This window comes from Nitratireductor sp. GCM10026969 (assembly GCF_042660605.1).
Classification (GTDB): domain Bacteria; phylum Pseudomonadota; class Alphaproteobacteria; order Rhizobiales; family Rhizobiaceae; genus Chelativorans.
Genome location: NZ_JBHSUM010000151.1, coordinates 1 through 9870 on the forward strand (window position 1 = coordinate 1; position 9870 = coordinate 9870).

General features: G+C 65.0%; 14 protein-coding genes. 4 read left to right on the plus strand and 10 right to left on the minus strand.

The genetic code is table 11. The annotated features are described in order from the left end of the window. The 3 genes from ACFP9U_RS20750 to ACFP9U_RS20760 form a co-directional block, all read left to right on the plus strand. Positions 1-772, plus strand: a 772-nt coding sequence (locus ACFP9U_RS20750) for a LysR family transcriptional regulator (RefSeq protein WP_378624378.1), incomplete at its 5' end; no start/stop codon positions are given. A gap of 85 nt (positions 773-857) precedes the next feature. Further along, positions 858-1259 (plus strand): four-helix bundle copper-binding protein, encoded by a 402-nt coding sequence (locus ACFP9U_RS20755; protein ID WP_378624380.1) that lies wholly within the window; start codon positions 858-860, stop codon positions 1257-1259. A gap of 86 nt (positions 1260-1345) precedes the next feature. After that, positions 1346-2242: a LysR substrate-binding domain-containing protein gene (locus ACFP9U_RS20760; RefSeq protein WP_378624381.1), complete on the plus strand. Its 897-nt coding sequence runs from the start codon at positions 1346-1348 to the stop codon at positions 2240-2242. Between the two features lie 288 nt (positions 2243-2530). On the opposite strand, the gene ACFP9U_RS20765 is transcribed toward ACFP9U_RS20760, so the two are convergent. From ACFP9U_RS20765 to ACFP9U_RS20785, 5 genes are all read right to left on the minus strand, one after another. After that, positions 2531-3697: a diphosphate--fructose-6-phosphate 1-phosphotransferase gene (locus tag ACFP9U_RS20765; RefSeq protein WP_378624384.1), complete on the minus strand. Its 1167-nt coding sequence runs from the start codon at positions 3695-3697 to the stop codon at positions 2531-2533. A gap of 68 nt (positions 3698-3765) precedes the next feature. Then, on the minus strand, positions 3766-4149 hold the full coding sequence (locus tag ACFP9U_RS20770; RefSeq protein WP_378624385.1) for a DUF4112 domain-containing protein: 384 nt from the start codon (positions 4147-4149) through the stop codon (positions 3766-3768). After that, the gene (locus tag ACFP9U_RS20775) at positions 4146-4304 is read right to left on the minus strand and encodes a YqaE/Pmp3 family membrane protein (RefSeq protein WP_322453216.1); all 159 of its coding nucleotides are present in this window, start codon (positions 4302-4304) and stop codon (positions 4146-4148) included. The genes ACFP9U_RS20770 and ACFP9U_RS20775 overlap by 4 nt, the downstream gene beginning before the upstream one ends. A 91-nt stretch (positions 4305-4395) precedes the next feature. Further along, positions 4396-4797: an arsenate reductase (glutaredoxin) gene (arsC, locus tag ACFP9U_RS20780; protein ID WP_378624387.1), complete on the minus strand. Its 402-nt coding sequence runs from the start codon at positions 4795-4797 to the stop codon at positions 4396-4398. Between the two features lie 130 nt (positions 4798-4927). Then, positions 4928-5755 (minus strand): ferredoxin--NADP reductase, encoded by an 828-nt coding sequence (locus ACFP9U_RS20785; protein ID WP_378624388.1) that lies wholly within the window; start codon positions 5753-5755, stop codon positions 4928-4930. 336 nt (positions 5756-6091) lie between these two features. On the opposite strand from ACFP9U_RS20785, the gene ACFP9U_RS20790 reads away from it, so the two are divergent. Then, complete coding sequence (locus ACFP9U_RS20790) at positions 6092-6367, plus strand: hypothetical protein (RefSeq protein WP_378624389.1); 276 nt, start codon at positions 6092-6094, stop codon at positions 6365-6367. A 91-nt stretch (positions 6368-6458) separates the two neighbouring features. Here ACFP9U_RS20790 and rpsP read toward each other — a convergent pair whose 3' ends face one another. The 5 genes from rpsP to ACFP9U_RS20815 form a co-directional block, all read right to left on the minus strand. Beyond that, positions 6459-6878: a 30S ribosomal protein S16 gene (gene rpsP / locus ACFP9U_RS20795; RefSeq protein ID WP_378624390.1), complete on the minus strand. Its 420-nt coding sequence runs from the start codon at positions 6876-6878 to the stop codon at positions 6459-6461. Positions 6879-6902: 24 nt separating this feature from the next. Further along, a complete protein-coding gene (locus ACFP9U_RS20800; RefSeq protein ID WP_378624391.1) occupies positions 6903-7403 on the minus strand; it encodes a GNAT family N-acetyltransferase in 501 nt (166 codons plus the stop codon). Next, positions 7400-7738 carry a chorismate mutase gene (locus ACFP9U_RS20805; RefSeq protein WP_378624392.1) on the minus strand — a complete coding sequence of 113 codons (339 nt, stop codon included), beginning with the start codon at positions 7736-7738 and terminating at the stop codon, positions 7400-7402. The genes ACFP9U_RS20800 and ACFP9U_RS20805 overlap by 4 nt, the downstream gene beginning before the upstream one ends. Positions 7739-7748: 10 nt before the next feature. Then, on the minus strand, positions 7749-9308 hold the full coding sequence (gene ffh / locus ACFP9U_RS20810) for a signal recognition particle protein (protein ID WP_378624393.1): 1560 nt from the start codon (positions 9306-9308) through the stop codon (positions 7749-7751). A 293-nt stretch (positions 9309-9601) separates the two neighbouring features. Further along, on the minus strand, positions 9602-9870 hold a 269-nt coding region (locus ACFP9U_RS20815), incomplete at its 5' end, for a DUF1236 domain-containing protein (protein ID WP_378624394.1).

A 9870-nucleotide genomic window follows, 5' to 3' on the forward strand; every position in this document is an offset into this window, starting at 1 on the left:
CGCGCTCGAGACCGCGGTCGGCGCCAAGCTCATCCGCCGCACCACCGTGGGCAGCGAACTGACGGAAGCGGGGGAACGGCTGCTGCCGGTCGCCGAGCGGATGGAAGCCGACATGATCTCCGCACGCGCCGAGATCGCAGGCGAGACGGAGGAGATTTCCGGGACCGTGCGGATCGGCGCGCCGGACGGGTTCGGCGTCGCCTTTCTGGCACCCAGGCTCGGCGGGCTGGCCGAGCGTCATCCGGGCCTTGCCGTCCAACTCGTGCCGGTGCCGCGCTCGTTTTCGCTGTCGCGGCGCGAGGCGGATATCGCGATTACCGTCGACCGTCCGACGGAGGGACGCCTGGTAGCCGGCAAGCTGGTCGACTACACGCTGGGCGTTTATGCTTCAAAGGGCTATGCGGCCGCGCACGGCCTGCCGGAGCGCGCGGAGGCTCTGTCCCACCACCGGCTTGTCGGCTATGTGCCGGATCTCGTCATCAGCCCGACCCTCGACTATGCCGCCGAGATCTCGGAGAGGTGGAAAGCGGCCTTTGCCGTCTCCTCGGCCATGGGACAGGTGGAGGCGGTCCGTTCCGGCGCCGGCATCGGCATTCTGCACACCTTCATCGCGCGCGGGCATCCGGATCTCGTTGCCTTGCCTTTCGCCCGGCCAATCCGCCGCAGCTATTGGCTGGTCTATCACGAGTCCATGCGTCCGACCCGCAGCATCCAGGCCGTCGCCGCCTTTGTCGGCGAGCTCGTGGAACGGGAACGCTCGCTCTTCGTCTAGACTGGCGCCGGCCCCGCCGCGGCATGGAACATCCGGATTGCGAAACGCTTGGCAAGGGGTCAGCATCCATCCATGGAGAGTTCCCATGCAAGTGCGCGAAATGATCGCCTCCCACCCCGATGTCCAGGGCAGCACCGCGGACAAGCTGCTGCAATGCATCGAGGAATGCTACAACTGCGCCCAGACCTGCACGTCCTGCGCCGACGCGTGCCTCGCGGAGCAGTCGGTCGACATGCTGAAGCAGTGCATCCGGCTCAACCTCGATTGCGCGGACATCTGCGCGGCCACGGGCGCGATGGCCTCCCGCCGCACCGGATCGAATGTGGATGTCCTGCGCGCCGTGGTCGAGGTCTGTGAACAGGCCTGCCGCGCCTGCGGCCAGGAATGCCAGAACCACGCCGGCCAGCACGAGCATTGCCGCATCTGCGCCGAGGCCTGCATGCGCTGCGCCGACGCGTGCCGCGACGCGCTGCCGGAGATCCGCTGAGGCGAGCCCACACGTTTCCAAGGCGGCGTGCCCCTCCAGACGGAGGAGACTTGAAAGGAATTCATGCTCCTGCCAAGCTCTCTCGCATGTCGGAGAGATCACGCCTGCCGCCCTTTGCGGCGCTGCGCGCCTTTCATGCCGCTGCCAACCATGAGCGCTTTCGCGAGGCGGCGGAGGCGCTTGGCATCACGGAATCGGCGATCAGCCATCAGGTGCGGCGCCTCGAGGAGTATCTCCACGTCGCGTTGTTTGAACGCACCGCAAACGGCGCGCGGCTGACGCTGGCCGGGCAGCGCTATCTGGCTGAAATCGATCCGGCCATACGCCGGATCCAGGCAGCGACCGAAACGATCATGGGTCAGACGGGCCGAAAGGTCGTGCGCGTCACGCTGCATCCCACCCTTGCCGTGACCTGGCTCATCCCGAATCTCGGCGAACTGGAGCGGCAGCATCCGGAGATCGAAGTTCAGCTCGTGACCACCATACGCCCGCTCAATCTGCGGCGCGACCAGATCGATCTCGCCATTCGGCACGGGCGAGGTCAATGGCCCTCGCTTGTCTCGCGCCTTCTTCTGGAGGAAAGAGCCTTTCCGGTTTGTGCGCCCGGCTATCTCCGGGTCGACCCGCAGGAGCGCCCGGACACCACCTTGAAACGGGCGCGCCTGATCCTCAACACCCGTTCGCCGGAAGAATGGGAGGAGTGGAGCCGGGTGCGCGGCCTGCCGCCGCCCGAGCCGGGGACGATGATCGGAATCGAAGGCCAGGAGGATTCCCTGCGGGCCGCCGAGGGAGGACAGGGCGTCGCCATAGGCCGCTCCCCATTCGTCGACGAGCGCCTGGCGCGGGGCACGCTTGTCGCTCCCTTCGGCGCGGACGACCCCAGCGGCACCGCCTATTACCTGTGCCGGCCGGCCGACATCGCGCCCACCGCCGCGACACGGCAGGTTGAGCGCTGGCTCGAGGCGCTCGCCGCCCACACTTGAATTCCATTCAAGTCAGCCTGAAGCGAACTTGCTGGCGGTCGGCGCCGGCCTCACTCATCTTTCGGATAGCCGATCGCGTGGATCGCTTGGGAGAACGCCATGAAACCCGTTCAGGCTTTTTTCGACCAACTTCTCTCGGATATCCGAGGAGACTATCTGTCCCGGCCGCCTGCTGCCGGGACGCGGCTGGCCAGGCTGGGCTTCGCACCGATGATCCGGCCGTCCGCGCAATGCTTGCCCTTTGCCGAGTGCACCTGCGGCAGGCATGCTGGGACGTGCCGATGACGCTCAGACGAAGGGCGCCGCCACTTGGTACCGGCGCGGCACGAGACGCGCCAGATATTCCAGGCAGGCATCGGAAAGCCGGCTTTCGGAGGCATGCAGGAAATCATCGGGCATGTGGCGTGTTTTGCCTGCCACGGCGTTGAGCGGGACGCGCCGGCAGACGGTCTGGCCGCCATCGACCTGCAGCGCCACCGAGCCGCTGCCCTGTTCCGCCACATCGACGGCGAAGGCGCCCGCCTGGAAGGCCTCGCGGGCGTCGGTCGCGTCGGTGGTGGCGATGTTGCCGCGCGGCAGGTAACCGAAGGTGTCGACCCGTGCCCGTGTGCCGGGCAGGTCTTCCGCCAGGATGCGTTCGACCGATTGGCCGAGATCCGCGCCGGAGAGGCGCAGATTGCCGTGCTGGTCACGCTCTTGCAGCTCCGGTGGCACGAGCGTTTCGACGAGTGAGCGCCCGTCGGGCCCCACCACGCCCTCCGACATGGCGACGATGCAGCGGCCGTGACGGTCGAGGGTGGCGCGCACGTCGTCGATAAAGCGCGCGCGTTCGAAGGCTCGCTCGGGCACATAGACGAGATGGGGCGCGCCGCCGCCATCGAGCGACCAGGCGGCGGACGACGCGGTGAGGAAGCCCGCGTGGCGGCCCATGACAATACCGACATAGATGCCCGGCAGCGCCCGGAAATCGAGGTCGACGCTCAGGAACGCACCGGCAACGAAGGCGGCCGCGGAGATGAAGCCGGGCGTGTGATCGTTCTCGACGAGGTCGTTGTCGATGGTCTTGGGCGCGTGGACGCAAGCCATCTTCCCGCCCGATGCGTCCGACAGGATTCCCTGGGTGCCGGCCGTGTCGTTGCCGCCGATATAGATGAAGGCGTCAGCGCCGGCGTTCTCGAGCCCTTTCAGGATTTTCTCGCAATAGGCTTCGTCCGGCTTGTCGCGGGTCGAGCCGAGGCCGGCGCCCGGCGTGGCGGCGAATCTTCGCAACTCTTCATCGGAAAGATCAGAGAGCGTGACGAAGCGCCCGTCGCGCACGCCACGCACGCCGTGCAGCGCGCCGAGCACCCTGGCGCCGGGGAAGCGCTTGCGCGCTTGAAGCGTCGCGCCGGCGACCGTCTGATTGATGACGGCGGTCGGCCCGCCGCCCTGTGCGATGACGAATGTTTCGGCCATGTACGGATCTCCGTCATTTCCCAAGGCATCGCATAAAATCCTGCCTGCTGGAAGCCGCCGGCGGTCCACTATTTCTCAGAGCGCGCCTGCCGTTCCAGATGGCGCTGCAGAAGCCTGATATTGCGGTTGTTGGCCTTGAAGAACACGTCGAACACCGATCCGAGCAGCGGGATGGCACCAAACACCACGTCGAGCAGAACATTGCCGCCCATCGCGGCCAGCGTGGTGCGTGGAACGCCCATTCGGGCGGCGCGATAGAGAAGATAGGCGGAGACGATGCCCGTCGCCGCGTCGCCTATGCCGGGGATCAGGCCGGCCACAGCGTCGATCCCGAAGCGAATAGGGGTTCCCGGAATCCGCCAGCGCGAATCGAGCAGCCCTGCCAGCCGCTCCATTTCGGCCAGCCGTTCATCTTCGCTTTTGCTGTGCAAATCCGTTTCCAGCCGTATCAACGCCGCGTGATGATCCACACCGCGTGGATGATGCCGGGAATGTAGCCCAGAAGGGTCAGCAGAAGATTGATCCAGAACTGCAGCCCGATACCGACCTGCAGAAACACGCCGAGTGGCGGAATCAGGATGGCGAGCAGTATGCGTAAAACGTCCATGGCCGGCTCCGATGGTAGACACCCGGCATGAACGCGTGAGGGGGCGCTTTGATCCGCCCGGGGCGCATCGGGTCACAATTGGCCACTGACGCTAGCGCTTGACCACCTCGCCGTCTTCCTTCCGGAAAGTGCCGATCTTCGCATCGGGCAGCAGGTCGAGCACCGTTTCCGAGGGGCGGCACAGTTTCGTGCCGTGCGGTGTCTCGACGATCGGCCGGTTGATCAGGATCGGATGGGCCAGCATGAAGTCGATGAGATCGTCATCGCTCCATTTCTCATCGCCGAGCCCCAGCTCGTCATAGGGTGTGCCTTTGCGGCGCAGGAGGTCGCGCGGGGTAATCCCCATTGCCTCGATCAGTGCGACCAGCTTCTCGCGGCTCGGCGGATTCTTCAGATATTCCACCACCACCGGCTCCTCCCCTGCCTGGCGCAGCAAGGCCAGGACGTTGCGGGAAGTGCCGCATTTCGGGTTGTGGTAGATGGTGACGGTCATCCTCGCCTCCCGGCTGGAACGGTAGGCCGCTAGAGCAGTGTGCGCTCACATTCGTTTGCTTGGCTGCTCTATCTGCTTGTTTTGCCGCATTTGTGCCACGCCAAGTGATTCCACTTGGCTGCAAAATGCTCTATCCGACGAAAGCCCGCTCGACCACGAAATCCGCCGGCTCGGCGTTGGACCCTTCCTTGAGGTCCGCTTTTTCCACCAGCGCCTTCACATCCTTCAGCATGGCCATCGAGCCGCAGATCATCACCCGGTCTTCCGCCGCATCGAAGGGTCGAGTGCCCAGTGCCTTGAACAGTTCACCGTTCTCGATCAGCGTGGTGACACGGCCCATCTGCGGCGAGTCTTCGCGCGTGGTCGAGGTGAAGTGGTGCAGGCGGCCTTCGGTGAGCTCGCCGATCAGGGGATCCTCGCGTGTGGCCGCGATCAGCTCCTCGCCGTATTTCAACTCAGCCACGTCGCGGCAGGTGTGGGTGAGGATGAGCTGGTCGAACTTGTCATAGGTTTCGGGATCGCGGATCAGGCTGGCGAAGGGGGCGATGCCCGTGCCGGTCGAAATCATGTAAAGCCGCTTGCCCGGCGTCAGCGCGTCGTTGACCAGCGTGCCGGTCGGCTTCTGGCGCATGAGCACCGTGTCGCCCGGCTGGATCTTCTGCAGGTGCTGGGTGAGCGGTCCGTCCGGGACCTTGATGGAGAAGAACTCGATCTCCTCGTCCCAGGCGGGGCTGGCGATGGAATAGGCGCGGAAGACGGGCTTTGCCGCATTGGGCAGGCCGATCATCACGAACTCGCCGGAGCGGAAGCGGAAGCTCTGCGGCCGCGTGATGCGGAAGGCGAAAAGCCGGTCCGTGTAATGCTTCACCGAAACCACGCGCTCGGCGAAGACCCCGGGCGGAATCGGGAATTCCAGATCCTGATCGGCTTCGGTTTTCTGCATCGCGGCAGTGCTCATTCGACGTTTCCTTGTATGGTATGCCTCGACACGCAGCTAGCGATGGCGAAGACCTATTTCAAATCCTCCCCGGGAAAAAGGGTTCGCATTGCGCTTTTCCCGCGACGGGGAGAAAAGCAACGCTGTTTTTGCACCGGATCGTAAAAGCGCGCCGCATCAAGCGGGCGTATCCCGGTGCCGTTGGCTGTCAGCGAGGGAGGCGCGAGCCTGCCTCGCCACGTTCCTGCCGCTATTACCTGCCTTGGTATCCGCGTTTTATATTGCGGGACCGTCGCGCTCCTTGAGGCGTAACGCGCGGGACGCCAATTTGTTTATTGCTTTTTCAGAGAGGTCGATATGTTTGAGCGAATTTACAAATCGGGCATGATTCTCGGCCCGCGAATATTATTCTTCGGCGCACTGGTGATGCTCATTGCCGGATTCGTGCCCGTTCTCTTCGGCATACATTTTTATATGATGAGCTTGCAGCGGGGCCCTTCTATCGATGCCGTTGCTCTCTTCAGGTCCTTCAGAAGTGTTTTCTATTCCAACCTGGTGCCGGCAGGTTACCTGTTCTGCGGCGCATTTCTGGTCGAACGTGCGGACAGGATCATCGAGCACCTTCGTTCCTAAAGCTTGAGGAATCGCCGGCTAACCTCGGCGTGCCGAAAGCAAAATGGCGGGCCGAAGCCCGCCATTGAAACAGCCTGTTCGGCAATTCCTCTCAGCCCGCGGCTTCCTCGCTCGGGGCCTCTTCGACAGGCGCCTCGGCGGCGGCGGCTTCGGCCTCGGCGGCGGCCGCCTTCGCCTCTTCCTCGGCCTGCTTGGCGGCGGTGATGCGCTCCTGGGCCTTCTTGCCCGGCTCGGCCTTCTTCGGGTTCTGGCGTTCCGGGCGCTTGGCAACGCCCGCCTGGTCGAGGAAGCGCAGGACGCGGTCGGTCGGCAGGGCGCCGTTGTCGAGCCAGTGCTTGATGCGATCCTCGTTGAGCTTCACGCGCTCGGCGTCCCTGGGCAGCATCGGGTTCCAGGAACCCAACTGCTCGATGAAACGGCCGTCGCGCGGCGCACGCACGTCGGCCACGACGATGTGGTAGTAGGGACGCTTCTTGGAGCCCGCACGGGCCAGTCGGATCTTCAGTGCCATGGTTCTTCCTTTCGATGATGACAATCAGGCCGGCACGGTGTGCCGGAAACACAAGCGCGGCTCGCCGCGCAGGGTGGTTGGCGGCAGGGGCGTGGCCCCCAGCCTCTTGGCTACCGCCTGTGACGGCAGATTCTCGGGGTGCATGAAGCTGATCAGCGGCGGCAGGCCCTTTTCACGCGCCCAGACCTGGGCGCACCGGGCGGCCTCGAGCGCATAACCCTTGCCCTCGAAGCCCGCGTACAGCGACCAGGCCAACTCCGGTCCGTCGATGTATGGCGGATGCCACAATCCGGCGAAGCCCACAGTCGCGCCGTCTTCCTTGCGGTCGACGGCGAAAAGACCATAGCCGTTGAGCGCCCACTCGCCGATCATGGAGGTGAAGCGCGTCCACGCACTCCACTCCGCTTGCGGCCCGCCGATATAGCGCGTGCGTTCAGGGTCGGCACGGAAGGCCGCGTAAGCTGGAAAATCGTCCTTGCGCCAGCCGCGCAGCACGAGGCGCTCGCTTTCCAGCACGGGGATCATGCCTCCGCCTCTTTCGGTGTGACCGTGTTGTTGCCGTGCTCCTCGGCGATTGCCTCGTGATGGCGGATCACTTCCTTGATGATGAAGTTCAGGAACTTTTCCGCGAAATCCGGGTCAAGATTGGCCTCGTCGGCCAGCCGGCGCAGGCGGGCAATCTGCTGCTCCTCGCGGGCTGGGTCGGCTGGCGGCAGATCGTGCGTTGCCTTGAGGACTCCCACGGCCTTGGTGCAGCGGAAGCGCTCCGCCAGCATGTGGAGCAGCGCGGCATCGATATTGTCGATGGATGCGCGCAGCTCATGAAGCTGCGCCCGGACTTCGCTCGTATCCGCGCCCACGGTCGTGCCCTCACTTCTTCCTGGGCAGGCCGGGAAGGCCGCCACCGCCGCCCGGCAGACCCGGCAATCCGCCGCTCGTACCCGGCAGGCCGGGCAGGCCCTTCGGCAATCCGCCGCCCTGCGACAGGCCCGCGGCCTCCGCCTCCTTCTGCAGGGCTTCGAGTTGCTTCGGGTCCATCTTCGACAGGTCCGGCATGCCGCCCATACCGCCAAGGCCCATCTTCTGGGCCATGCCGCCCATCATGCCCTGCATCATGCCGCGCTTCTTTCCCTTGCCGCCCATGGCCTTCATCATGTCGGCCATCTGGCGGTGCATCTTCAGGAGCTTGTTGATCTGCGCGGCATCCGTGCCGGAACCTGCGGCAATGCGCTTCTTGCGGCTGTGCTTCAGGAGGTCCGGGTTTGCGCGCTCCTTCGGCGTCATCGACTGGATGATGGCCATCTGGCGGGCAAAGGTCTTGTCGTCGAAGCCGGCGGCGGCCATCTGGTCCTTCATCTTGCCCATGCCGGGCATCAGCCCCATGATGCCGCCCATGCCGCCCATTTTCTGCATCTGCGCAAGCTGGTCGGCGAGATCGTTCAGGTCGAACTTGCCGGCCTGCATCTTCTTCGCCATCGCCGCGGCTTTTTCCTGGTCGATGGTCTCGGCGGCTTTTTCCACCAGGCTGACGATGTCGCCCATGCCGAGGATGCGGTCGGCGATGCGCTTGGGGTGAAACTCCTCGAGCGCATCCATCTTCTCGCCGGTACCGATAAGCTTGATCGGCTTGCCGGTGACGGCGCGCATGGAAAGGGCCGCGCCGCCGCGCCCGTCGCCGTCCATGCGCGTCAGTACGAGGCCGGTGATGCCGACGCGCTCGTCGAAATTCTGCGCCAGGTTGACCGCGTCCTGACCCGTGAGCGAATCGGCGACCAGAAGGATCTCGTGCGGGTTCGCGGCGCGCTTGATGTCGGCCATCTCGGCCATCAGCGGCTCGTCGATATGGGTGCGGCCGGCCGTATCCAGGATGACGACGTCATGGCCGCCGAGCTTCGCCGCCTGCACGGCGCGCCGGGCGATGTCCACCGGGCTCTGGTCGGGCACGATGGGCAGCGTGGCGATGTCCGTCTGCTCGCCAATCTGCTTGAGCTGCTCCTGGGCGGCGGGGCGGCGGGTATCGAGCGAGGCCATGAGGGTCTTCTTGCCCTGGCGCTCGGACAGCCGTTTGGCGATCTTGCCGGTGGTGGTGGTCTTGCCGGAACCCTGCAGGCCGACCATCATGAGAACGACGGGAGCGGGCGCGTTGAGATCGATCGTCTCGCCTTCCGCGCCCAGCATCTCGACCAGTTCGTCATGGACGATCTTGACGACCATCTGGCCGGGTTTGACCGACTTCAGGACCTCCGCGCCCACGGCCTTCTGCCGCACGCGGTCGGTGAAGGAACGCACGACGTCGAGGGCCACGTCGGCTTCGATCAGCGCCCGGCGCACCTCGCGGAGCGCAGCCGAAACATCCGCCTCCGAAAGCGTCCCGCGCCCGGTGAGATTGTTCAGGATTGCGCCAAGGCGCTCCTGCAGGTTCTCAAACATCCGCGTTCCTCATGGTCTCGCATCACTTCAGATACGAGAGGTAATATATCCGCGCCCGCGCTTAAACCTCGCGCAAAGCCGAAAAGCACCCGGGGGCGCATCGCGCTGCCGGGTGTTGACCTCCGGGATCGGTGTCCTTCAGTGCCAAGGACGTCCCGGTCGGCTGCTCGGAGTTTACAACTCGTCGCGGAAAGTAGGCGCGTCTAGCCTGAAAAGCCGGGAAGAGTCAAGTCTGACCGCTCAGGGAGGCCGGCGCCGCCCGATCGACGGCGCCGACTCGTTTCGTTCCGTTCTCAGTCCCGAACCACGTAGACGATGCGGCGGCTTTCCGGCTCGACCAGAACCGGCTGTCCGTTCACATAGACATAGCGGTAGTCATAGTCGGGAATCTCGCGCATCTCGACGGTTTCAGGAACGCCAGCGCCGACGACCACCTCGCCCTCGAGATAAACGGGGTCGACGCGGTTCTGTTCGACGTAGGTCACCACTTCCCGCGGCGGGGTGACGGTGTCGATCGCGCCGCCGGCGACCGCACCCGCCGCGCCGCCGATCGCCGCGCCCG

Excerpts from the sequence above, each read along its gene's own strand:
- ACFP9U_RS20755 (WP_378624380.1), top strand. The coding sequence starts at position 858 with ATGCAAGTGCGCGAAATGATCGCCTCCCACCCCGATGTCCAGGGCAGC.
- ACFP9U_RS20760 (WP_378624381.1), top strand. The coding sequence starts at position 1,346 with ATGTCGGAGAGATCACGCCTGCCGCCCTTTGCGGCGCTGCGCGCCTTT.
- ACFP9U_RS20765 (WP_378624384.1), bottom strand. The coding sequence starts at position 3,697 with ATGGCCGAAACATTCGTCATCGCACAGGGCGGCGGGCCGACCGCCGTC.
- ACFP9U_RS20775 (WP_322453216.1), bottom strand. The coding sequence starts at position 4,304 with ATGGACGTTTTACGCATACTGCTCGCCATCCTGATTCCGCCACTCGGC.
- arsC (WP_378624387.1), bottom strand. The coding sequence starts at position 4,797 with ATGACCGTCACCATCTACCACAACCCGAAATGCGGCACTTCCCGCAAC.
- ACFP9U_RS20785 (WP_378624388.1), bottom strand. The coding sequence starts at position 5,755 with ATGAGCACTGCCGCGATGCAGAAAACCGAAGCCGATCAGGATCTGGAA.
- ACFP9U_RS20790 (WP_378624389.1), top strand. The coding sequence starts at position 6,092 with ATGTTTGAGCGAATTTACAAATCGGGCATGATTCTCGGCCCGCGAATA.
- rpsP (WP_378624390.1), bottom strand. The coding sequence starts at position 6,878 with ATGGCACTGAAGATCCGACTGGCCCGTGCGGGCTCCAAGAAGCGTCCC.
- ACFP9U_RS20800 (WP_378624391.1), bottom strand. The coding sequence starts at position 7,403 with ATGATCCCCGTGCTGGAAAGCGAGCGCCTCGTGCTGCGCGGCTGGCGC.
- ffh (WP_378624393.1), bottom strand. The coding sequence starts at position 9,308 with ATGTTTGAGAACCTGCAGGAGCGCCTTGGCGCAATCCTGAACAATCTC.